At 45.7% G+C, this 21,019-nt stretch carries 24 protein-coding genes; 15 read left to right on the top strand and 9 right to left on the bottom strand.

Annotation, left to right across the window (positions count from 1 at the left end):
• Nucleotides 1-203: 203 nt before the first annotated feature.
• Nucleotides 204-743, top strand: a complete 540-nt coding sequence (locus FYJ53_RS17130; RefSeq protein ID WP_090414495.1) for a hypothetical protein — start codon at nucleotides 204-206, stop codon at nucleotides 741-743.
• 25 nt (nucleotides 744-768) lie between these two features.
• Here the strand turns inward: FYJ53_RS17130 and FYJ53_RS17135 are convergent, their stop codons facing one another.
• Together FYJ53_RS17135 and FYJ53_RS17140 are read right to left on the bottom strand one after the other, a co-directional pair.
• On the bottom strand, nucleotides 769-1,557 hold the full coding sequence (locus tag FYJ53_RS17135) for a 4Fe-4S binding protein (protein WP_013380934.1): 789 nt from the start codon (nucleotides 1,555-1,557) through the stop codon (nucleotides 769-771).
• A 123-nt stretch (nucleotides 1,558-1,680) separates the two neighbouring features.
• The gene (locus FYJ53_RS17140; RefSeq protein ID WP_013380933.1) at nucleotides 1,681-2,274 is read right to left on the bottom strand and encodes an XRE family transcriptional regulator; all 594 of its coding nucleotides are present in this window, start codon (nucleotides 2,272-2,274) and stop codon (nucleotides 1,681-1,683) included.
• Between the two features lie 295 nt (nucleotides 2,275-2,569).
• Here FYJ53_RS17140 and FYJ53_RS17145 point away from each other — a divergent pair, with 295 nt between their 5' ends.
• The 4 genes from FYJ53_RS17145 to thiI all read left to right on the top strand — a co-directional run bounded on the left by FYJ53_RS17145 (nucleotide 2,570) and on the right by thiI (nucleotide 6,003).
• Nucleotides 2,570-2,959 carry an ASCH domain-containing protein gene (locus FYJ53_RS17145; RefSeq protein ID WP_013380931.1) on the top strand — a complete coding sequence of 130 codons (390 nt, stop codon included), beginning with the start codon at nucleotides 2,570-2,572 and terminating at the stop codon, nucleotides 2,957-2,959.
• Between the two features lie 29 nt (nucleotides 2,960-2,988).
• Nucleotides 2,989-3,531, top strand: a complete 543-nt coding sequence (gene dcd / locus FYJ53_RS17150; RefSeq protein ID WP_013380930.1) for a dCTP deaminase — start codon at nucleotides 2,989-2,991, stop codon at nucleotides 3,529-3,531.
• 130 nt (nucleotides 3,532-3,661) lie between these two features.
• Nucleotides 3,662-4,828 carry a cysteine desulfurase family protein gene (locus FYJ53_RS17155; RefSeq protein ID WP_090414499.1) on the top strand — a complete coding sequence of 389 codons (1,167 nt, stop codon included), beginning with the start codon at nucleotides 3,662-3,664 and terminating at the stop codon, nucleotides 4,826-4,828.
• Nucleotides 4,829-4,845: 17 nt separating this feature from the next.
• Entirely contained in the window at nucleotides 4,846-6,003 is a 1,158-nt protein-coding gene (gene thiI, locus FYJ53_RS17160; RefSeq protein ID WP_148430180.1) for a tRNA uracil 4-sulfurtransferase ThiI, read from the top strand.
• A gap of 788 nt (nucleotides 6,004-6,791) precedes the next feature.
• On the opposite strand, the gene FYJ53_RS17165 is transcribed toward thiI, so the two are convergent.
• The 6 genes from FYJ53_RS17165 to FYJ53_RS21225 form a co-directional block, all read right to left on the bottom strand.
• Complete coding sequence (locus FYJ53_RS17165) at nucleotides 6,792-8,303, bottom strand: recombinase family protein (protein ID WP_007215987.1); 1,512 nt, start codon at nucleotides 8,301-8,303, stop codon at nucleotides 6,792-6,794.
• 90 nt (nucleotides 8,304-8,393) lie between these two features.
• Nucleotides 8,394-8,609: a hypothetical protein gene (locus FYJ53_RS17170; RefSeq protein ID WP_007215986.1), complete on the bottom strand. Its 216-nt coding sequence runs from the start codon at nucleotides 8,607-8,609 to the stop codon at nucleotides 8,394-8,396.
• Nucleotides 8,593-9,537, bottom strand: a complete 945-nt coding sequence (mobV, locus tag FYJ53_RS17175; protein ID WP_007215985.1) for a MobV family relaxase — start codon at nucleotides 9,535-9,537, stop codon at nucleotides 8,593-8,595. The genes FYJ53_RS17170 and mobV overlap by 17 nt, the downstream gene beginning before the upstream one ends.
• A gap of 183 nt (nucleotides 9,538-9,720) precedes the next feature.
• Nucleotides 9,721-10,116 carry a replication initiator protein A gene (locus FYJ53_RS17180; protein WP_007215984.1) on the bottom strand — a complete coding sequence of 132 codons (396 nt, stop codon included), beginning with the start codon at nucleotides 10,114-10,116 and terminating at the stop codon, nucleotides 9,721-9,723.
• 110 nt (nucleotides 10,117-10,226) lie between these two features.
• Nucleotides 10,227-10,640, bottom strand: a complete 414-nt coding sequence (locus FYJ53_RS17185) for a cysteine-rich VLP domain-containing protein (RefSeq protein WP_007215983.1) — start codon at nucleotides 10,638-10,640, stop codon at nucleotides 10,227-10,229.
• Nucleotides 10,630-10,944, bottom strand: coding sequence for a hypothetical protein (locus tag FYJ53_RS21225; protein WP_007834094.1), 315 nt, complete (start codon nucleotides 10,942-10,944; stop codon nucleotides 10,630-10,632). Before FYJ53_RS21225 ends, FYJ53_RS17185 begins: the two co-directional genes overlap by 11 nt.
• 166 nt (nucleotides 10,945-11,110) lie before the next feature.
• Here FYJ53_RS21225 and FYJ53_RS17190 point away from each other — a divergent pair, with 166 nt between their 5' ends.
• The 5 genes from FYJ53_RS17190 to FYJ53_RS17215 all read left to right on the top strand — a co-directional run bounded on the left by FYJ53_RS17190 (nucleotide 11,111) and on the right by FYJ53_RS17215 (nucleotide 14,805).
• Nucleotides 11,111-11,911, top strand: a complete 801-nt coding sequence (locus FYJ53_RS17190; protein WP_007834095.1) for a helix-turn-helix domain-containing protein — start codon at nucleotides 11,111-11,113, stop codon at nucleotides 11,909-11,911.
• A gap of 261 nt (nucleotides 11,912-12,172) precedes the next feature.
• Complete coding sequence (locus tag FYJ53_RS17200) at nucleotides 12,173-12,718, top strand: AAA family ATPase (protein ID WP_007215980.1); 546 nt, start codon at nucleotides 12,173-12,175, stop codon at nucleotides 12,716-12,718.
• Between the two features lie 96 nt (nucleotides 12,719-12,814).
• The gene (locus FYJ53_RS17205; RefSeq protein WP_022582627.1) at nucleotides 12,815-13,546 is read left to right on the top strand and encodes a bifunctional 2-polyprenyl-6-hydroxyphenol methylase/3-demethylubiquinol 3-O-methyltransferase UbiG; all 732 of its coding nucleotides are present in this window, start codon (nucleotides 12,815-12,817) and stop codon (nucleotides 13,544-13,546) included.
• Nucleotides 13,547-13,590: 44 nt separating this feature from the next.
• Nucleotides 13,591-13,782: an aspartate/glutamate racemase family protein gene (locus FYJ53_RS17210; protein ID WP_370751961.1), complete on the top strand. Its 192-nt coding sequence runs from the start codon at nucleotides 13,591-13,593 to the stop codon at nucleotides 13,780-13,782.
• A gap of 156 nt (nucleotides 13,783-13,938) precedes the next feature.
• Nucleotides 13,939-14,805: an aminoglycoside 6-adenylyltransferase AadE gene (locus tag FYJ53_RS17215; RefSeq protein ID WP_001255868.1), complete on the top strand. Its 867-nt coding sequence runs from the start codon at nucleotides 13,939-13,941 to the stop codon at nucleotides 14,803-14,805.
• 644 nt (nucleotides 14,806-15,449) lie between these two features.
• Here the strand turns inward: FYJ53_RS17215 and FYJ53_RS17230 are convergent.
• Nucleotides 15,450-15,911: a hypothetical protein gene (locus FYJ53_RS17230; RefSeq protein ID WP_013380925.1), complete on the bottom strand. Its 462-nt coding sequence runs from the start codon at nucleotides 15,909-15,911 to the stop codon at nucleotides 15,450-15,452.
• A 215-nt stretch (nucleotides 15,912-16,126) separates the two neighbouring features.
• On the opposite strand from FYJ53_RS17230, the gene FYJ53_RS17235 reads away from it, so the two are divergent.
• From FYJ53_RS17235 to FYJ53_RS17255, 5 genes are all read left to right on the top strand, one after another.
• Nucleotides 16,127-16,936 carry an alpha/beta fold hydrolase gene (locus tag FYJ53_RS17235; RefSeq protein ID WP_013380924.1) on the top strand — a complete coding sequence of 270 codons (810 nt, stop codon included), beginning with the start codon at nucleotides 16,127-16,129 and terminating at the stop codon, nucleotides 16,934-16,936.
• Between the two features lie 75 nt (nucleotides 16,937-17,011).
• Nucleotides 17,012-18,151, top strand: coding sequence for a glycerate kinase (locus FYJ53_RS17240; protein ID WP_148430182.1), 1,140 nt, complete (start codon nucleotides 17,012-17,014; stop codon nucleotides 18,149-18,151).
• Between the two features lie 5 nt (nucleotides 18,152-18,156).
• Nucleotides 18,157-19,320 carry a sugar diacid recognition domain-containing protein gene (locus tag FYJ53_RS17245; RefSeq protein WP_148430184.1) on the top strand — a complete coding sequence of 388 codons (1,164 nt, stop codon included), beginning with the start codon at nucleotides 18,157-18,159 and terminating at the stop codon, nucleotides 19,318-19,320.
• A gap of 113 nt (nucleotides 19,321-19,433) precedes the next feature.
• On the top strand, nucleotides 19,434-19,883 hold the full coding sequence (locus tag FYJ53_RS17250) for an NfeD family protein (protein WP_013380921.1): 450 nt from the start codon (nucleotides 19,434-19,436) through the stop codon (nucleotides 19,881-19,883).
• Between the two features lie 11 nt (nucleotides 19,884-19,894).
• A complete protein-coding gene (locus tag FYJ53_RS17255; protein WP_013380920.1) occupies nucleotides 19,895-20,848 on the top strand; it encodes an SPFH domain-containing protein in 954 nt (317 codons plus the stop codon).
• Nucleotides 20,849-21,019 lie beyond the last annotated feature (171 nt).

Here is a 21,019-nt window from a genome sequence, read left to right on the forward strand (position 1 = left end):
GCTTTTAACAGCAAAATATAAAAGTGGTGACAGATGTAATATGGATATGATAAAAATCATGATGGAGAGCTTAATAAAAACAGAGGTCTGGTTTGAAGTCCTAATTTATAAAGAAAAAGAGAAACTTTGCTTGATGATTTAAAGGTTTTGGGTATATTATAATAGATAGTTAAGACCATATGATTTAATAAGGAGATGAGACCATGGCATTACAGGAAGTTAAAAAGTTTATTACTTACATTAAAGACAATCGCGAGGCTCTGGAAAAATATAATGAAAAGCTTCTGGAAACAGGCAGTTACATGTTTATGGACCCGGCATTGATGACCGAGAGTTATACACCGTTGACAACCATTCCGGATAATCCGGAGGATGATATTTTGGAAGAAATCATTCATATTGATGACAAACAGCAGGAGGAGGCCGAAAAAGAGGCGAATCCAGCGCCTAAAAAGGAAGGTCTTGGTGAAAAGATAGCGAGCAAATGGGACGAGTTTGTTGAAGGTGTCGTATTTGACGGCAAATCAAAAGAAGAACGTCTGGAAGAAAGACGCCATCGTCTTTTTGGGAAGCTCGCGGAGATTGCAAGGGATGAAGATTTCAACGTTACCCAGGATGATCTGGAATATTATATCGGACAGAGTGTCGAGAAACTGATCGAAGAAAACCCAGATAATGATGCCGTGCAGATCTTAGAGAAGCTTTTAGACAGCTTTGCAGAAAAAGGCAACAAAGAAGATTAATAAAAAACCGGCTTAAGCCGGTTTTTTAGTCCTCAGTGATATAGAAGATTTCGGGTTTTTTGTAAATCCCTGCGAAATTGCCTTCAAGGAATTGGACAGTCGCCAAAAATGGCGGCGCTGTAAATTTCCGGGCTTCGACCGGGCAGATTCTTACGCAAGCGCAGCAGCGGATGCAGAGATCCGGGTCGGTTTCAGTCGGGTCATCTGGATTAATGGCGGCGACCGGACAGACAGAGACACACTCACCGCATTGGGTGCAGTCCTCTGAAACTTCCGGCGCCAGAGGGGTGTAGTTCATACCGTCTTTATATGGGTAGTTCCCCTTTACGATAAGTGTTCCCTTATAATCGTTTTTTCGCAGGTAATTTCCGCGGATGGTACGGCCAAAATCCCCCATGATTTTAAGGTCGTTTTCATCCGGGCGCCCGCCGGCCAGCTTGTCGCTGTAGGAATGAACTGCCAGAAAAGCGGCGGCAGCTACTGGGATAAAGCCATTTTCGATGGCAAGGTTCTTCAGTTCCAGTAAAGCGTCGTCATACTCGCGGTTTCCATAAGTCACAACCAGGACAACGGGTGTGTCGTCCCCTTCAATGCCTTCAAAAATATTTTCCGGCTTTTGCGGGATACGTCCAGCGTAGACAGGACATCCAAGAATCACAAAGCTGTCTTTTGTGAAGTGAAGCTTCTCTCTGCGGCCCTGCGGATAGGTTCTGTCATGCTCGATTACCTGGGTTTGGGCTCCGGCGGCGATGGTCTGGAGCGTTTTACGGGTATTTCCTGTGGGACTGAAATAAACGAGATCAATATCTTTCATAAATACCTCCCTGATTTTAGGTTTTATTATTAAGCATACGCCTTAAAACGCCTCCTGTCAAGAAAGGGGCGAGCATTAAAAAATCCTTCTGGTTTGATCAAACCAGAAGGATTTACAGCTAAATTAAAGACTGCGTCTTACCTGACGGACAACGCCGAGAATACGGGCTTTTTCTTTGCTGGTATTTGCATAAAAATCGCCGCGTTTAGAAGGTACTAAAGGCTGTACCAGAACGCCGTTCGGCTGCATGAAAACATATTTGATTTCTGCATCATAACCGCTTACCTGTACCAGCGCAATTTCGCCATCTTCGCAGTTATCACGGACTTCGATGATCAGAACGTCATCTTTTAAGAAAACCGGCGCCATTTCATCATCAGAAACTTTGAAACCAACATAAGTTTTGCCGTTTTCCAGCATTTTAACGCCCAATTCTTCATAACCAGCGCGTTCTTCAATATTTGCCCATTCTACACCTGCAGGTACACGGGTGTAAACAACGATTTCATTATCTTTTTTCAGACGACTTGAGTCTACGCCAAGCAGGTAATCCGTTGTGACAGAATAAATATCTGCTAACTGTTTAATCGTGTTAATATCCGGATAATTTTTATCCGTTTCCCACTGGCTGACAGCAGTCTGTGAAACACCCAATCTTTCGGCAAGATTTGCCTGGGACAAGTTGCGTTCTTTTCTGAGTTGTCTGTACTTGTTCATTCTTCCAATCTCTCTCTCTTAACATTTTTTTATTGCTTTGATTAGTGCTCCAGTTAATCAAAGATAATATTATCTTATAAGTAAATGAAAGAAAAGTAAATAATAAATTCAAAACATTTTAAATTCAATTAAAAATGTTTAGTATAAAAACGTTAAATTGTATTTATCTTTTAATTATATGAAAACAGTTCCACAATTCTTAATGGTTATAAAGAAGTGGTTGACCTGTTCAGTTGAAAAAATGCGGAGAATGGTTCATAATAAGAAATAGTTTATAGAAAAAGAGGGAAAAACATTGAAGGCAATCAGTATACATCAACCCTGGGCAAACTACGTTGTTTTGGGGATAAAGCAGTATGAAACCCGTTCCTGGCCTACCAAAATACGCGGCAGGGTTGCGATCCATGCGGCTAAAATTAAAAATTCAGAATATGAGGAAGGAATGGCGTTAGGTGCAATTATTGGAACTGTTGAAATAACCGATTGCTGCCCGGTGGAGATTTTGAGAAATTCTCTCTCAAAAGATGAAATAAAGCGGGGCGATTTTTCTGATGGGCGTTATGCATGGAAGCTGAAACATCCCGTTTGCTTTGAAAAGCCAATTTTACTGCGAGGGTATCAAGGCTTTTGGAATTTAGACGATAATTTAGTGAAACAGATTGAAAAGCAGAGCGGGGCATGTTAAAATAATCAAAAATACGTTAGGTGGTACCAATGATTTTATCAGATAAAAGCATTTATAAATATTTAGACAGCGGTGAGCTGATTATTGATCCTCTGGAGAAGGGACAGGTGCAGCCAGCCTCGGTAGATATTCGTCTTGGCCGCAACTTTTTGAAACTGGATGAAAATAAGTTTGAGGCAATGTCCATGACGGACGAGATCCAGTATGTCCAGTTTGAGAGTGACTCCATTATTATCCCTTCGAATTCCTTTCTGCTGGCCACGACCATGGAGTACATCAAGCTCCCCTGTGATTTGACGGCTTTTGTGGAGGGAAGAAGCTCTATCGGCCGCATGGGCCTGTTTATCCAGAACGCAGGGTGGGTTGACCCTGGCTTTGAAGGTGAAATCACCCTGGAGCTTTACAATGCCAATCGTCTTCCCATTAAGCTTACGGCAGGACGCCGTATCTGCCAGCTGGTATTTGCCCAGATGGATGAGGAAGCGCTTAATCCTTATGCCGGAAAGTACCAGGGCCAGCGCAATGCTGTGGGCAGCCGTATTTTTTTAGATAAAGAGCTGAAGGCACAGTAATAACGCAAAAATTGTTATGGAAATTTAAATCGGACAATTCGTCCGGTTTTTTTATGGTATTTCTTGAGCGGCGGCTGCCGGTAGGGTATAATAGAGAGCAGACTTGGGAAATTGAAATTGAGATCAGGTGATGAGAGTGAACGAAATATATTTGGACAATTCCGCAACCACGCGTCCCCATCCGGAAGTTGCGAAAGAAATGATGCGCTACCTTACAGAGGAGTATGGAAATCCATCCTCTTTATATGACCGGGGAATTGTGGTCGAAAGAGCGATTAAGGATGTGCGTGGCCGCATTGCCTGCGCCATCCACTGTAAGCCAGAGGAGATTTATTTTACGTCTGGGGGAACAGAGGGCAATAATACGATCATTAAAGGTATCGTTGAGAACCAGCGTGTTGAGAACATAAGGATTATAACAACTCAAATTGAGCACCCTTCTGTTCTGGAAGTCTTTAAATTCTATGAGGACCACGGCATGGATGTGGTATATCTGAGTGTGAATCATGATGGCTTTATCGATATGAACGAGCTGGAAAAAAGTATTAATGACCACACTGTGCTTGTCAGTATTATGGGGGTTAACAATGAAACCGGGACAGCGCAGGATCTGGCGGCCATTGGGGAACTTATTAAAAAATGCAATCCGAGCTGTCTTTTCCATACCGATTATGTCCAGGGTTTTATGAAACTGCCTGTCGATGTAAAAGCCTGTAAGATTGACGCATTGACCCTATGCGGGCACAAAATATGCGGGCCTAAAGGAATTGGGGCGATCTATATCAGAAAAGGCGTAAGGATCAAACCGCTGATTATCGGAGGCGGCCAGGAGAATAACCTCCGCTCCGGTACAGAGAATGTTCCAGGAATCATGGGGCTTGGCAAGGCCGTTGAAGTACAGCAGGCTTGCGGTTCCGGCCAGCTGGAGAAAATGCGTGCTATACGGAGTGAGATGATAAACTGCCTCAAGAAAAATATTGAGGACATGCGGGTGAATGGGCCTGAAAATGGCTGCCCTTATGTTTTGAGTCTGTCCTTTAAAGGCGTCAGGGGCGAAGTGCTGCTCCACAGCCTGGAGGCACAGCATATTTATGTTTCGACCGGCTCGGCCTGTTCGTCGCATAAAAAGGAAAAGCAGTATGTTTTAAAGGCCATTGGCCTTCCCGAGGAATACAAGGAAGGAACCATCCGTGTCAGCTTTTCCATGATGACGACCGAAGAGGAAGTGCTGGAGGCCGCAGAGGCCATCGAAAAGGCAGTGCGCCAGCTGCGTAAGCTTCTGCGCCGAAAAAGATAAAAGAGAGGAATGAATTGATGAAACATGTCATCTTAGTAAGATACGGTGAGATCAGCCTGAAGGGCCTGAACCGAAATTACTTTATAGATTTACTGGTAAAAAATATCCGCAATACTCTGAAGCGGTTTGAGAGTGTAAAAGTTCAGAAAATACAGGGGCGCATTATTGTGCATCTTTCCGAGGAAGATCTGGAAGGTGCACTGGAAGCCGTGACAAAGGTCTTTGGGATTGTATCGGTCAGTCCGGCCATTGTGGTGGAAAGTGATATTGATGTCATCGAGAAGGCCACGCTGGAGCAGGCCAAAGCGACGGATTTTAAAACCTTCCGTATTACCGCCAAGCGTGGAGATAAGCGTTTCCCCATTCAGTCACCGGAGCTGGGGCGGCGCCTGGGGGCAGTCGTGCTCCGCAATATTCCGGACATTAAGGTCGATATGCACACTCCAGACATGAACTTATGGGTTGAGGTCCGGGAAGAGACCTATATTTATCATAAATTTATTCAATGCAATGGCGGCCTCCCCGTAGGTTGCAGCGGCAAGACGGCTTTGCTGCTCTCCGGCGGAATTGACAGCCCTGTTGCGGGCTATATGATGGCGAAAAGGGGCGTGGAGCTGATCGGTGTTTATTTCCACAGCTTTCCTTTCACCAGTGACCGCGCCAAGGATAAAGTCATTGATCTGGCAAAGATTGTGTCGGGTTACTGTGGTAAGGTCACTTTGTATGTTGTTCCTTTTACAGAGATCCAGACAAAAATTGTTGAGGTGTGCCCAGAACGTCAGACAACCATTATTATCCGCCGGTACATGATGCGGATCGCCCAGGAGATTGCCAGACGTAACGGGGCCATGTCTCTGACCACAGGAGAAAGCCTCGGGCAGGTAGCCAGCCAGACGCAGGAAGGTCTGGGAGCTACCAACGCAGTTGTAGACCTTCCAGTATTCAGGCCTCTGATTGGAATGGATAAGCAGGAAATTGTGGCTATTGCGGAAAGAATCGGCACCTTTGAAACCTCTATTTTACCCTATGAGGACTGCTGTACGATTTTTGTTCCCAAGCATCCAGAAACAAAACCCAAGCTGGAAGCCGTTGTTAAATCAGAAAGGCCAATGGAAGAAATTGCAGGTCCTATGATTGAAAAAGCAATTGAGGATGCGGAAATTATAAGAGTTTAATAAAAACATTTAAAAGGCAGGAAAGCCAAATCGGTTTTCCCGCCTTTTTTAGAGTGGGAAAGGTGCTTATAACGTGATTTTATCAATCAAAAGATAGAGTTCACTCTATTGTTTTCGTTTAAAAAAATAGAATTTTCTTCATAAAAGAAAGAAGCTTAAGAAAATCTTAAATATAAAAAAGAACGATTCTCATATAATTGTATACAAAAAACGGAAAAAGCTTGATATTGAAACATTGAGAACCAGCCGTTGTAAACGAAACAATCGATTTTCAACAAAATGTAATTTACATTTTGTTGAAAATAAATGTAAAATTAAACATAGAAAAGCTTGACCTAGAGTATGCTCTAGGATTTAAAATATAATCAAGTTAAGGGAACAGCCCAAGACAGGAAAGAAGGAATAAAAATGTATTACTATAATCCGTTAAAAGAATTAAGAGAAAAAGCATTAAAAAGTGTTAAGTAATTAAAACTGGGTAAATGTATTTAAAGATCAGAAAATGATAATTTTCCCCTAAGATTATCATCTGAAATATAACTAAGCTTGAAAGAGGTGAAAAGAAATGATGTACTATAACCCATTAAAAGAAATGATGGAAAGGGCTTTAAAAGCTTCTAAATAATCTTACAATCTCCCTCCAATATTTGATAAATAAAGATATAGAACGAATTACATATTAAACTAAATAATCCTCCCCTTAGATTATAAATTAGTTTGATCTCCTCAAAAGTACAGTTTACAAGGGACTACACAGGGTAACGGTCTGACGGGAGGATTACCGCCCGTCAGATTTTCCATGTAATGTTCAAGCTGTCGCTTGTGGCGGCAACGGTGGTAATCATCAAATCCACCACCCGCCGCTTGTCGTCAAAGGATACATCGTCCCATGTGTCGAGGTAGCCGGAAATCTGGTTGACCTGTCCCGGGCTGATGGTTTCCACCGTCAGCTCGGCTATCTGCTTCACAAGTTCCTGCTTGCGCCCGTCCAGTTCCGCTATCTTCACATTCACATAGGAGAGCAGGACATTGTTCGCGCCCGTCAGACTGTCCACCAGCTTTTCAATCTCGCTGTCCACATGGAGAAGCTCTACTTGCAGGGCGGCGATTTTGGGATTGGCCTTTGCCGCTTTCTTCCTGCCCGTCAGCGTCTTGTGCTTTTCCAGCTTCTTCACCATCTGCTGGTAAACCACCGCTTCCAGTTCGGAAGTGATGATTTTCCCACAGCCCGGACAGCTTTTATTGTCCAGCCGTTTCGTACAGCGGAGATATTGCCTGCCGGACGGATTGAAGATACTCATAAGCGCATATCCGCAGTTCCCGCACTTGATTTTCCCCGCCAGCCATGTGTGGGTGGCTTTTCGGGCGGACTGGATTTTCATGTTGTTCATCAGCTTCTTGCGGCAAGCCAGCCATATATCCGCCGGAACAATGCCCTCATGGGGAGCCAGCACCAGCATTTGGTCTTTCAAGTCGTTTTTCTTGCTGGGCTTCACATCCCGCCCCTGATACAGATAACAGCCGTTTGTCCCCGTAAAGTCGGCGGCGTCATTGACGATAACCGTACCCTGGCTTTTGAAAAATTCGTACACATCCAAGTCCGCCTGCACATAGACGGGATTGCGTAACATCTGCGCCAGTGTGGGGCGTATCAGTTCCTTGCCGTAGAACAAAATCCCCTGTTCGGCAAAGTACCGGGTAATGTCCCCGTAAGAGGTTGTGGGCTGGGCGTACATCTCAAATATCAGCCGGATATTGGCCGCTTCGTCCGGGTTTACCACCAGCTTCTTTGTGTTGATACCGTCCATTTTGATAGGCTCGGTGTGGAAGCCGTAAGGGGCTTTCCCGCCCATCTTGAAGCCCCGCTGACTGCGGGAGTAGTAAGCGTCTGTCACCCGCTTCTGTATCGTTTCCCGTTCAAGCTGGGCGAACACGATACAGATATTCAGCATAGCCCGCCCCATCGGGGTGGAGGTATCAAACTTCTCCGTAGAGGACACAAACTCCACATCGTACTGCTGGAACAGTTCCATCATGTTGGCAAAGTCCAGAATGGAACGGCTGATACGGTCAAGTTTGTAAACAATGACCTTTGCAATCAAGCCCCGCTTAATATCCCGCACCAGTTCCTGAAACTTCGGGCGGTCTGTGTTCTTGCCGCTGTACCCTTTGTCTGTGTATTCCTTACAGTTCCCGCCTTTCAATTCGTATTTGCAAAACTCAATCTGGCTTTCAATGGAAATGCTGTCCTTTTTGTCTACCGATTGCCTTGCATAGATCGCGTCTATCCTGTTATTCATTTTGTCGCTCCTTTTCTTAAAAAGAAACGGAGCTGCTGACAGTTCTATTATACCGCCAGCAGCCCCGCAAATCAACGATGGCTTCGGGATTTATGCCCCGGCTTCCTCTTTCTGCCGCTTATCGGCATATTTGCGGAACACCTCATAAAGCTGCTGCTCCAGTTCCCGGCGTTTGGTCGCTTCCTGCTCCGGCGTGAACACCGGGGAGAGGTTTTCCAGCGTGATTTCCTTTCCCTGAAAAGTCACGACTTCTGTTTCCTTTTTGTATCTGATATTGTTACTTATAAAATCACCTTTCCTTTCCATACTGCCGCTGCTGCCGTTTCAGTTCCGCCAGTATATCCGGCGGGATACGGTCAACCAGCCTTTGCATATCGTGCAGTTCGCTTTCCAGCTTTGCCCGCTCCATGCGGTCTTTGATTTTGCCGCTCTCGCTGGCTCTGGCTCGTGCTTCCAGCTTCTCATTTTCTGCCAGCAGGTCATTGATTGTGACCTTGTACTTTTTCAACTGCCCGGAGAAATTCTCCATCTGCGGGAACCACTTTTTCAGCATGGAGAGGGCTTCCTCTTTTTTCTTTCCGGCGTTCAGCGGGTTAATGCCGTCCAGTGTGGCTTCAATGGCTCTTGCCTGCCGGGAGAGGGAAACCGCCTGTTTGAAAAGCCGGGTGGGGATATGCTTCCGGCCTGTCTTGCTGGCGCTTTCCCCACGCTCCAAGTCGGGATATTTCTCCACCATGTAGGCGTGAAAATCATCCTGCCACTTCGTCAGGTTTGCCCGGTTGCCGATAATCTCCTTAGCGCACAGGCGGTTGTCCTTTGTCAGCGGAACAAAGGTCAAATGCAGGTGGGGCGTTTTCTCGTCCATGTGTACCACCGCCGACACGATATTTTCCCGCCCTACCCGGTGGGTGAGGAAATCCGCCGCCCTCTGGAAAAACGCCTGTATCTCCTTTGGGGATTTCCCCTTGAAAAACTCCGGGCTGGCGGTTATCAGCGTATCGACAAACCGTGTGCTGTCCTTGCGGGTTCGGCACCCGGCCTGCTCAATCCGGCTCTGAATGAAGTGGTAATAGCGTCCCTCCGGCTTGACGATATGGAAGTTGTATTTGCTCCGGCTGGTGTCAATATCAGGGTTGCTGGCGTATTGGTCTTTCTGCCGTTCGTGATGGGCTTCCAGCGGCCTTGCCGGGTTGCCCTTGTGCTTCTCAAAACGCAAAATTGCGTGCTGTGCCATTCTGCTCCTTTCCCCATTCCTTTCCTATCCGGGGTTTTCCACAGGGAAAATCCCGCAGAAAATAGCTCGGATAGGATTGGAATGGATAGAATATAAATCAATCTTTTTAATCTTTGTATTTCTATATACCGTCCGGTTTTCGTACTTCTCAGGAGTGATTTCCGTACTTCATGGGTACGGTTTTCAGCCCTCCGGCGTACCAGAACGGGATTTCTTGAAGTCGGTGTTCGGAACCGCTTCATAGGATTTTGGGAAAATGCGGTTGGGTTTTCCACAGCCCTGCTTCTGGATCTCCACCAGTCCGGCATATTGCAGTTCCCGCATGGTATTTACCGCTTTCTGCCGCCCACAGCGGAGCAGGTCAACTACCTCGCAGATGGGATAGTACAGGTAAATCCGCCCGTACTCGTCCGCCCACCCATTCTTGCGGGATAACTCTGTCCGGCGCAGGATAAAGGCGTACAACACCTTTGCCTCGTTGGACAGGGGCTTGAATGTAGGGGCTTCAAAGAGAAAATTCGGGAGCCGGGTGAAGCTGAACGCCTGTTCCGGCTGGTGAATGTAAATCGTGTTTGTCATATCGTGTTTTGTGGACGGTTAGAAGCCCGTTTTCCGGGGCGGGCGATACTTTATACCACCTGCCCCGGTTTGGGGCCTGCGAAGCCTTATAAATCAAGGCTTTTCCGCTCCTAACTGTCCACAGCAGACCTCCTTTTCCGTTCACTTTCTGTTTTCTGCCGCCTGTGAACTCTGGCGGCGCAGTCCGGGCAGTATTTAGCCCGGTTGGATTTGGGGACGAACACGCCGCCGCAAACCGCACAGCGTTTCATGTCCTTATCCCGGAAAATCTCCGCTTTCAGCGTCCCGTCCAGCGGCAAGACCGCCCAGCGGAACCACTTACAGCAGACCGAGAAAGAAACCGTCTGCGGGCAGGTGCAGGCGTCCCCATCGTCAAGGACAATGCAGTTGCCGTCCTCACAGCAACAGCACTCCCGGCGTATCAGGCTGGCCGCCTGTTTCTTCTGCGCCGGTGTCATGCGGTAAAGGGAACCGTCCGGCCTGCGTTCCAGCGGCGGCAAGTCTTTATAGGGGTTATCTCTCATGCGTTCCCTCCATTTTGCTTTCCATTGCCGTTCTCCCCGAAAAGGTTTCCTGCCTCGTCGTCGCAAGCTGCGTATCGCTCGTTTCGCCGCAAGCGGCAAAACTCACTCGCTCCGCTGCTCCTCCTCTCCCCACAAAGCCATGCGGCTTTGCGGGGGCCCCGACAATAGCGGCGTATTCCGGCGTTGGCACGCTCCCCGCAGCTTCGGGACGTTTTGTCCCGAAGTGACCTCTGGACAAAGTGTCCAAAAGTCCGGCTCCTGGCGGTGCTTCCCCAGCCGTGGTATTCTCTTTTCGGACGGTCATTCTGTTTTCAAGGTGCTGTCCATCGATGAACTACCCTAAGTCTACACGAAAAAAATGCAAATCCCGGCTTTTTGCGAGAATTGCATTTTGATGAAGTTTACACTTTGGAAATTGCATTTTTGCAATTATCTTGTATAATGGAAGTATGCGGAGGAGGTGCGTGTCTATGGCTTTACCCGGAACACCCGGACAGCGGATTTCCGATTTATGCAACGGGAACCACATCACACAAAAGGAACTTGCGGAGAAGATAGGCGTTTCCGCTTCCCAATTGAGCCGCATTGTCAGCGGCGAAACAAGAACGGTAAGCAGTGATATTCTCATAGGTGTGGCAAAGGAATTTAAGGTATCGACAGACTACATACTGGGCTTGTCTACCGTGAGCGTCCGTAAAAGTTACGATATTTCTGAATTAGGCTTGTCAGAGGGGGCCGTGAGGGGGCTTGTGACGGGTGCTGTTGATGTGCAAATCCTCAACCGTCTGTTGGAACACAGGAATTTTCCCAAGCTGATAGATTTGATACGGATTTATTTTCAGGATACGGCGGCAAAGGGCATAACAGCAAGAAACCAGCTTATCGAGATGGCAACGGCTTCCCTGTCCGACCTGATGAAAGAACACCCGGAACACCGGGCAGAAGCGAAGCAGGATTTACAGCTTTTGAACGCCCAAAAGATGGGGGAACATGAAGCGGAGATTGAAAAAATCAAAAATGTGTTCCTGGCTATCCTGCGGGACATTAAGAAAGACATAGACAACGGGGAACAGCCGGGAGAAGCTGTGACCGCCGCTATGTTCCAAGCCATGCGGGACGCACTGGCGGAACAGAAACAAAAACCGCTTTCCATTGACGATGTAACGGCGATGATAGCCGGACAGATTGGACAGCTTGCGCCGATGGACGAGGAAACCGCCGACCTGTTTCAGCGGTTAGTAAAGAAAATGATTGAACAGGCAGAGAAATAAATGTAGGAGAATATTAGAAAATGGGAAAAAGCAACTCGTACTATATGCAGCTTCATGTAGAAGCACTGTTTACAATGAATGAAAAGAACGAACTTATGACTATAAGGGAACCATGGGACTCCACTTCACAGCCGGCTCCCCGCTTCTATTTGACAAGACCACTTTACGAAAAACCACATACTTATTTTCGTGCTGACGTACCGAAAGAATTATGATATAATGAGTTATCAACAAATCAAAATTTGTGGAGGTAAAATATAGATGAATCAAGGAAGAATTATTGTGATTACAGGCTCACCGGGGACAGGAAAAACAACAACTGCGTCAATTGTCGCAAAGGAATCAGATATGGATAAATCAGTGCATATGCACACCGATGACTTTTTTCATTACTTAAGCAAAGGCGCAATACCACCACATTTGCCAGAATCCAACGAGCAAAATCTGGTTGTCATTGAAGCCTTTTTAGAAGCTGCAAAGCGATATGCTCGTGGCGGATATGATGTAATTGTAGATGGGATTGTCGGGCCATGGTTTTTGGAGCCATGGAAAGCTCTTGTTCGGGAACATTATGAGGTGCATTATATTATTTTAAGGGCAAGTAAGGAAGAAACCTTAAAGCGGGCTGTTGAACGCTCAAAGTTAGACCGAAAAACAAATATCGAATTGGTAGAAACAATGTGGGAGCAATTTTGCAATCTGGGAATATATGAATCGAATGTTGTAGATACGACCAATTATTCCATTCAAGAAACTGTTTCCGCAGTACAAGAAAAAATCGCAAGTAGGGCAGCATTGTTGTCTTAGATTGTTTTGGTGCAATTCCCATTTATCGAGCAGATGAAGTTGGGGAGCCGCCTGGAGGCGGCGGTGCCGAAGGATAAAATAGGAGATGTTAAGGTTATGAATAATGAATACGATAATGAGAAGTTTTTTGAAGAATATGCAAAGATGTCCCGCAGTAAAGAGGGGTTAAAAGCTGCTGGTGAATGGCATCAATTAAAACCTTTGTTTCCTTCGTTAGAAGGAAAATCTGTTCTTGACTTGGGGTGCGGATATGGCTGGCACTGCAAGTTCGCAGAAGAACAAGGAGCTACAAAAATATTAGGGATCGATTTAAGTAAGAAAATGATTGAGGAAGCCCAAAAGCGCAATTCAGGAAATCAAATTGAATATCGTATTAGCGGATTAGAGGAATATGACTATCCAGAAAATGAATGGGATTGTGTTATATCTAATTTAGCTCTGCACTATATAGAGGACATAGTGGAAATATTTCAAAAAGTGTATAGGACATTAAAACCAGGTGGAATTTTTCTTTTTAATATCGAACACCCTGTTTTTACCGCAGGAGTTGGGCAGGATTGGATTTATACAGATGATGGGAAACCGCAATATTGGGCGATTGATAATTACTTTATAACAGGAGAACGAAATACACATTTTTTAGGATGTGATGTAGTAAAACAACATCACACACTTACACAGATTATAATGGGATTGCTGAACAATGGGTTTGAGCTTAAAGTTGTAGAGGAAGCAGAACCGCCTAAAGAGATGATGGATATTCCGGGTATGGAAGATGAACTTCGCCGCCCGATGATGTTACTTGTAAAGGCGATAGCGAAAAAATAATATCTCTATTAGGAAAACTGATATACCCCAATTTAGAGAATGGCATAGTAATTCCTAGTGATAAAGAGAAAATGATTGCACTGGCAAATAAATACATTGAAAAAGAAAATGTAGATGCACTCATTCTCGCCTGTACGGAGCTGCCACTTGCCATAAAGCCCGAAGATGTTAATGTGCCAATCGTGAATACAACCCAAGTACATATCAATGCAATTTACCAATATGCAATTCGATAAAAATAGCAAAGCCAGCCGAGCCAGTCAACGGTCAAGATGAACGGCGCATTTCATGCGCCGCCGTTGACAGCCCCGCCCGTCTTTGCTAAAGGGTAATCAAGGCGGGAAAGCCCTAAAATGGCTTCACACCTATTTCAATAATTGGAGGAGATAAAAATGAGATCAGAAAAGGAAGTTTATGATATTGTTTTGAATTTTGCAAAAACAGACAAACGCATTCGCATGGTTACTTTGGAAGGATCTAGAACAAATACAAATATTCCGCCTGATGATTTTCAGGATTTTGATATTACTTTTTTTGTTACGGATATGGACAGCTTCACAAGTGATGATAAATGGCTAGATATATTTGGTGAAAGGTTGATTCTGCAAAAGCCGGAAGATATGGAATTATTTCCAGCTGTAGAAAAGGGATTTTCATATTTAATGCTGTTTACTGATGATGTTAAGATAGATTTAACTTTGCTGCCGCTGGAACTGATAGACGAGTATTTTACATGGGATAAACTGGTAAAGTTACTGTTGGATAAAGACAACCGTATCGTAAAGCCGCCAATACCAACGGATATAGACTACCACTTGCAGAAGCCTACTCAAAGAATGTTTGACGATTGCTGTAATGAATTTTGGAATACTACAACATATGTAGTAAAGGGCTTATGCCGCAAAGAAATTCTTTTTGCTATTGACCATATGAATGATATAGTACGAAAAGAATTGCTTCGCATGATTTCCTGGCTGATTGGTATCAAACAGGGATTTCATTTCAGTTTGGGAAAAAACTATAAATTTATGAAGCAATATGTCCCAGAGGAATTGTGGGAACGACTTATGTCCACTTATAATATGGATTCCTATCCCCATATGTGGGAATCCTTTGAACAATGTATGGCATTGTTCCGGGAGGTTTCGTCAGAAGTGGCATGCCAGTTGGATTACCAGTATCCACTATATGATGAAAAAATCAGTAATTATGTGATTCGGCAAAAGAAAAAATATGGCATTGAAGATGATAACAAATAAAATTTTTTCAATCGAAAAAATTTATTTTGATTATTCAATTTTGAAAAACTGAATACCTCAAAATCAGAAAGAGCGCGGACAAGCACTTTGAGGGATTGGCCGCCTTGTCCACCCATCCAGCGGGGCGGCGGGCGGCGGTCAAGGCCGGGTGTAACCCCGTTCATTTCAGCCTTGACGGTTGCCCGCTGTCCTGCTACTTTTCCGGGAGTGTGGCCACAACTTCGGGACACTTTGTCCACAAGTCGGAGCGTAGGACGAGGGACGGGGGCTTTCATATACCTGCCGCCGTTCTCTGAAAACAGGCCGATTTTTTGCTCATTCCCATTCGCAAAAATTCAGCCTGTTTTCCTGCCGGAGCAAACGGGGCGCAAGAAGCACCGCACCCCGTTTCCCCCGTCAGCCACGCCAGCAGGTATAACACACTACACTTTGCAAGCAAAGTCGTGTGCCAAAGGGGGCACCCCTTTGGAAACCCCGGACAACAAAACAGGCGGTATGCTGCCCTCTCCGGGAGCATACCGCCGTTTGTTGTCAGCAGCCCGTTTCACGGTCTGCGTGTAGTTCCTTGTAAACTGACCTAACCCCCTTATTAAATAATCTTTCAAAAAAAGCAGGAAACTTTCCCCTAAAGTTTCCTGCTTTTTTTACGGGCGGTCTCCGGTATAGGGCATTAGAAACCAGTAGGTTTCAAGAATATCATGACTGCTGATCAACCCGAGCTCCCTGAGAATGACATTGAGTGTCTCAAGAGAAGGCGTCAGCTCTGTTTCGTTGCTGACAGCATAATCATAGCCGTCCTCATTTAAAAGCTTTTTAACCATCTCATAATCTCCGGTTTCTGGTTTAATATCGTCTTCGTCAAGGTGTTTTTTAAAAATCCCTGTAAAGTAAACGGAATCACCATATTGGATAATCGTCTCGTCTGTCGCCAGACCACTGGCCTGCAGCAGTCTGAGGAAAGAGTCTTCTTCAGGTGGAAATGAAGTTTTGTTTTCCTTTAAAAAAATATCACGAACCTTTGGATACTGCGCCTCTATTTCAGAAATTTTTATCCGGTTCAGGTCCTCTGAGCTGATAAAGTAACCAGTGCCATTGTATACGCCCATTGTCTATACCTCCAGGTTATAACAAATATATTATTGTAGTATTATAACACAGATGAACGGAACAGAAGAACTGTTTTTTGATGTTTAAAAAGAGCGTGATTGTATTATTGTACAATGGAAGAAAGGTTTTTCTGTGCTTGAACCCTCTTGTATTGCGCATGAAAAAGGTTTACAATAACAATAACTAATATGGAAAGTTAACAGGAGGTATGCAAATGGCAACATTTAAAACAAATGATAATGTTGAGCTTTATTATGAGGTTAAGGGTGAAGGAAAACCGGTTCTGATGATTCCGGGCTGGACCTGTACCACGCAATTCTTTAAAAAGAACAGCGATGTGCTGGCAGAAAAATGTCAGGTGATTCTTCTCGACTATAGAGGACACGGAGAATCTGAAAAAGTCATGCATAGCCACCGTATTTCACGCTATGCAATGGACGTAAAAAATCTTCTGGATCATCTGGACGTTGAGGACGTAACGGTTTTGGGATGGTCCATGGGGGCGGCTATCCTGTGGAGCTATATTGAGCTCTTTGGAAAACATCGTATCAGCAAGCTGGTATGTGTCGACCAGGCGCCGCTTCAGTATACCGGTCCGGACTGGGTTTGGGGACAGAACGGCTGCTATGATGTGGAAATGTTTATTCGTACCTGTTATGATATCAAATATGCCCCGAGAGAAAGCGCGGAGGGGCTGGCAACCGCCTGCCTGCACCATACGCCGTCGGACGAAGAGGTAAAGTTTATTGCGGATGAAATCTCAAAATGTCCGCCATATGTAAGAATCGAAGTGATGCGTGACCATACCAATCTGGACTGGCGCGACTTCCTTCCTTTTATCGATATGCCTACGCTGGTGTGCGTGGCGCGTCACAGCAATGTTTTTGACTGGCAGGGAAGCGCCTATGTCGGCGAAGTAATTCCAAATGCGAAGACCGTATTTTTTGAAGAGTCCGGCCATATGCTTTTCTGGGAAGAACCGGATAAATTTAATCAGACTTTGCTGGAATTTGTGGAAGCATAAAAATTTTGATAAAATAACATGGAAGAAAATTTCCATGTTATTTTTCTTTTAAAGAAAAATTCTCAGGAGGATAAAATGAAAATTGTCATAGCGCCAGATTCATTTAAAGGATCACTGTCCGCCGAAGCGTTTTGCAACGTGGTGGGCAGGGAAGCCGCAGAAATTTTTGAATCAGCGGAGATTGTAAAACTTCCGGTATCCGACGGTGGAGAAGGAATGGTTGACAGCCTGCTGGCTGTAACGGGAGGTGAAAAAATCACCGCAGAGGTAAAGGGGCCTTTATTCGAGAAAACAGAAGCCCAATATGGTATATTAGAAGGCGGCACCGCAGTGATTGAGATGGCTGCGGCATCAGGTCTTCCCTTAGTTCCAGAGGGAAAAAGAAATCCGCTGGAAACGACAACCTATGGGACTGGCGAATTGATGCGGGATGCACTGAAAAGAGGGTGCAGGGAAATTATTCTGGGGATTGGCGGCAGTGCTACAACCGACGGGGGCATCGGCGCAGCCGCGGCCCTAGGAGCACGGTTTCTGGATAAAGAGGGGTATGCTGTGCCCTTATCCGGAAAAGGTCTGGAGAAAATAGCCACCATTGATTTTTCAGCGGTCGACAGGCACTGGCAGGAAACAAAGATAACCATCGCCTGCGATGTGGTTAATCCCCTATGCGGGCCGTTGGGCTCTGCTGCAATCTATGGTCCTCAAAAAGGTGCGGATGCTGAAATGATCTGCCTGTTAGACATGGGGCTAAACCATTTTGAAGGGCTTATAGCCAGACAGAAGGGACAGGAATACCGTGAATTGCCCGGGATTGGCGCGGCTGGAGGATTGGCCCTGCCCTTTGTGGCGTTTATGGGGGCAGAACTGAGACCAGGGCTTGAAATTGTGCTGGATGTCCTGAAATTTGACCGCCATCTGCAGGGGGCAGATTTTGTTGTAACCGGGGAAGGGAGAACGGATGAGCAGAGTGCAATGGGAAAGGTGTTGTGCGGCGTCTCTGGACGTGCCGCGGCTCAGGGAATACCGGTTGTGGCCCTGTCCGGAGCATTGGAGAAGGGTTACGAACCGTTGTACGGAAAAGGACTGACCGCTGCTTTCTCGACCTGGAAGAGCGGCGAAGGGCTTGAATGGCAAATGGACCATGCAGAGGAGAATTTGTCAAACGCAGCCCGAAATCTGTTCAGGCTGGTTGAGGCGTTCAGTCAAAGGGGATAAAAGCAATGCTGGATTCAAAAACAGCTCAGAAGATTGCAGATGAGGTAATGAACAGCCTGGGCTATAACATCAATGTCATGAACAAAAACGCCATTATTATTGGCAGCGGGATCGTTGAGCGTATTGGTACTTTCCACGAAACAGCCATGCAGACAATCCGTGACTGCGCCATTTATGAGGTGACCGAGGAGGATGCCGCCAAGCTGCAGGGAGTAAAGGCGGGGATTAATATGCCCATTGTCAGCAAAGACGGCAAAGTGCTGGGCGCTGTGGGAATTACGGGAAAGCCTGATGAAGTCCGCAACATTGGAAAGCTGGTAAAAATGACGGCAGAGCTGATCATCGAACAGGAAGAATCCATGAACCAGTTTTACCGTCATCGAAACGATAAGGAGCTTTTTGTGACAATGCTGCTCAGCGACAGTCCGGGTATGTCGTCTGAGGAGATGAAGCGCTGGGGGCATCGGATGGGCTATGATATGGAGCTGCCAAGGGCAGCCTGTATTATTTCCATCAAAGGCAGGCCAAACACAGGCGGTTATGAAAGGCTTCTGGACCGCATTAAGCGTTCAAAAAGCCACTCGAAGCAGGATCTTTCTGTGGTAATGTCCGCCGGATATATTTTGGTTTTTAAAAAGCTGGATCAAACTGAGCCCTGGCGGATAGAACAGACACTGAGGGATTATCAGGAGCATGTTTTAGAGCATCTGGATAAGGATGACCAGCAGGCCATTCGGTTTTTTGTTGGAGGCTACCACGCAGGGATCAACGGGTATCGGAAATCCTATGAGGATGCAGCGGCAATGTACCACAGTATTTCACTGCCGCAGGATACAGCATTGTTTTTCAGCCACCGGCGCTTAACGGAGGGCTTTTATAATCAAATGGAGACTGAGGCCCGGGAAAGGGTTTTAGACCCTTATATCAGATTGCTGGAAGATTCTTTTGGAAAGGGAGTAATGGACGCGGTATTGACCATGAAACATCTTCTGGAAAACGGCTTTCGGTATGAGCAGACAGCCAATGAAATGTTTTTGCACAAAAATACGGTTATTTTCAGAAAAAAGAAGGTAGACCAGTGCCTGGAGATAGACCCGAAAGGAAATATGAATGATTTGCTGCTAATGTGGCTGATTATCTGCCGGTATCTGGACCAGATAAAAGAATAAACAACAAAAATCCTCCTAAAATATAAAGAAAATGTAAAGCTTTTAAAAGAAGCTGTTAATTCAGCTTAAATTAGGTTATAATGGTTTCAACATAAGGGAAAGGAGGCGTTAATATGGAGGGTATCAGCATGGTCACAGTGTGGATCGTACTGCTCGCGGTTTTTTTGATAGCAGAGATTTTAACAGTGGGCGCTCTGGTTTCCATTTGGTTTTGCTTTGGCTCGGGCGCGGCATTGATCTGCGCGCTGGCTGGCGGCGGAGTTGGCCTGCAGACAGGTCTCTTTATCGGTGTCTCCCTTATTCTGCTTTTGTTGACCCGGCCTTTTATCAAACGATTTATCAGGCCAAAGGAATCAAAAACCAATGCGGACCGGATCGTTGGTTTCAGAGCCATTGTTCTGGAGGAGATTGATAATCTGCATGGTACCGGTAGCATTGAGGTAGATGGCAAGATATGGACTGCCCGCAGCGTAATGGATAACGATATTCTGCCGGCCGGTTCCGAAGTACTGGTGGAGCGGATTGAGGGCGTTAAAGCCATGGTTCGTAAATATAAACTTTAAAGGAGGACAAAATGGGTTTTATTTTTCTATTGATCCTGATTATTGTGGTAGTGGTGCTGGTGGTACTCAATACCCGGATTGTGCCACAGGCACACGCTTATGTCATTGAGCGTTTAGGCGCTTATCACGCCACATGGGAAACTGGCTTTCATATGGCGATTCCGATCATTGATAAAATTTCAAAGCGGATCAGCCTTAAGGAAAGCGTGGCAGATTTTCCACCGCAGCCGGTTATCACTAAGGATAATGTTACCATGCAGATCGATACAGTAATCTACATGCAGGTGACAGATCCCAAGTTTTATATGTATGGTGTCGATCACCCGATGCGGGCCATTGAAAATCTTACGGCTACAACGCTTCGTAATATTATTGGGGATCTCGAGCTGGACCAGACCCTGACCTCCAGGGATACCATCAATTCGCAGATGCGGATCATTTTGGACGAGGCAACCGACCCGTGGGGGATTAAAATTAACCGCGTCGAGCTGAAAAATATTATGCCGCCGACCGAGATTCAAAACGCTATGGAACGCCAGATGAAAGCAGAGCGTGAGCGGCGTGAAAAAATTCTTCAGGCAGAGGGCGAAAAGAAAAGCGCGGTACTTGTAGCAGAAGGTGAAAAGGAAGCGCTCATTCTACAGGCTCAGGCTCAAAAGGAAGCAGCGATTCTGGAAGCCGAGGCAGATAAGGAAGCTCAGATACGCCGTGCCGAAGGGGAAGCGGAAGCGATCCTTAAGGTGCAGAAGGCAACGGCTGAAGGGGTTAAGATGATGAACGAGGCTGAGCCGATTAAAGAGGTAATCGCCATCAAAAGCCTGGAGGCTTTTGAAAAGGCAGCTGATGGGAAAGCGACGAAGATCATTATTCCATCAGAGATACAGGGCCTTGCGGGGTTAGCCGCCTCTCTGAAAACACTGGTAGAGGATGACAGTAAGACTAAAATTGCGCCTCGTCAAAAATAATAAAGAGGCAAAAAACAGTTGATAAAGAGAAAAGCCGGCAGAAATGAAGTGAACCCCATTTGTTAGACATGTGGTATAATACTAACAAGTGGGGTGATTTTATATGCCAAAAGGAATACCAAACAAGAAATACACCGGTGAATTAAAGCAGAAGCTGGTTGAATTAGTGCG

The organism is Eubacterium sp. BL-380-WT-2B (assembly GCF_009696115.1).
Lineage (GTDB): Bacteria > Bacillota > Clostridia > Eubacteriales > Eubacteriaceae > Eubacterium > Eubacterium callanderi.

Excerpts from the sequence above, each read along its gene's own strand:
- FYJ53_RS17185 (WP_007215983.1), bottom strand. The coding sequence starts at position 10,640 with ATGAGAGATAACCCCTATAAAGACTTGCCGCCGCTGGAACGCAGGCCG.
- FYJ53_RS17200 (WP_007215980.1), top strand. The coding sequence starts at position 12,173 with ATGAATCAAGGAAGAATTATTGTGATTACAGGCTCACCGGGGACAGGA.
- dcd (WP_013380930.1), top strand. The coding sequence starts at position 2,989 with ATGATTTTATCAGATAAAAGCATTTATAAATATTTAGACAGCGGTGAG.
- FYJ53_RS17165 (WP_007215987.1), bottom strand. The coding sequence starts at position 8,303 with ATGAATAACAGGATAGACGCGATCTATGCAAGGCAATCGGTAGACAAA.
- FYJ53_RS17230 (WP_013380925.1), bottom strand. The coding sequence starts at position 15,911 with ATGGGCGTATACAATGGCACTGGTTACTTTATCAGCTCAGAGGACCTG.
- thiI (WP_148430180.1), top strand. The coding sequence starts at position 4,846 with ATGAAACATGTCATCTTAGTAAGATACGGTGAGATCAGCCTGAAGGGC.
- FYJ53_RS17205 (WP_022582627.1), top strand. The coding sequence starts at position 12,815 with ATGAATAATGAATACGATAATGAGAAGTTTTTTGAAGAATATGCAAAG.
- FYJ53_RS17250 (WP_013380921.1), top strand. The coding sequence starts at position 19,434 with ATGGAGGGTATCAGCATGGTCACAGTGTGGATCGTACTGCTCGCGGTT.
- FYJ53_RS17190 (WP_007834095.1), top strand. The coding sequence starts at position 11,111 with ATGGCTTTACCCGGAACACCCGGACAGCGGATTTCCGATTTATGCAAC.
- FYJ53_RS17180 (WP_007215984.1), bottom strand. The coding sequence starts at position 10,116 with ATGACAAACACGATTTACATTCACCAGCCGGAACAGGCGTTCAGCTTC.
- FYJ53_RS17170 (WP_007215986.1), bottom strand. The coding sequence starts at position 8,609 with ATGGAAAGGAAAGGTGATTTTATAAGTAACAATATCAGATACAAAAAG.
- mobV (WP_007215985.1), bottom strand. The coding sequence starts at position 9,537 with ATGGCACAGCACGCAATTTTGCGTTTTGAGAAGCACAAGGGCAACCCG.
- FYJ53_RS17245 (WP_148430184.1), top strand. The coding sequence starts at position 18,157 with ATGCTGGATTCAAAAACAGCTCAGAAGATTGCAGATGAGGTAATGAAC.
- FYJ53_RS17135 (WP_013380934.1), bottom strand. The coding sequence starts at position 1,557 with ATGAAAGATATTGATCTCGTTTATTTCAGTCCCACAGGAAATACCCGT.
- FYJ53_RS17240 (WP_148430182.1), top strand. The coding sequence starts at position 17,012 with ATGAAAATTGTCATAGCGCCAGATTCATTTAAAGGATCACTGTCCGCC.
- FYJ53_RS17215 (WP_001255868.1), top strand. The coding sequence starts at position 13,939 with ATGAGATCAGAAAAGGAAGTTTATGATATTGTTTTGAATTTTGCAAAA.
- FYJ53_RS17140 (WP_013380933.1), bottom strand. The coding sequence starts at position 2,274 with ATGAACAAGTACAGACAACTCAGAAAAGAACGCAACTTGTCCCAGGCA.
- FYJ53_RS17255 (WP_013380920.1), top strand. The coding sequence starts at position 19,895 with ATGGGTTTTATTTTTCTATTGATCCTGATTATTGTGGTAGTGGTGCTG.
- FYJ53_RS21225 (WP_007834094.1), bottom strand. The coding sequence starts at position 10,944 with ATGACCGTCCGAAAAGAGAATACCACGGCTGGGGAAGCACCGCCAGGA.
- FYJ53_RS17235 (WP_013380924.1), top strand. The coding sequence starts at position 16,127 with ATGGCAACATTTAAAACAAATGATAATGTTGAGCTTTATTATGAGGTT.
- FYJ53_RS17155 (WP_090414499.1), top strand. The coding sequence starts at position 3,662 with ATGAGAGTGAACGAAATATATTTGGACAATTCCGCAACCACGCGTCCC.
- FYJ53_RS17130 (WP_090414495.1), top strand. The coding sequence starts at position 204 with ATGGCATTACAGGAAGTTAAAAAGTTTATTACTTACATTAAAGACAAT.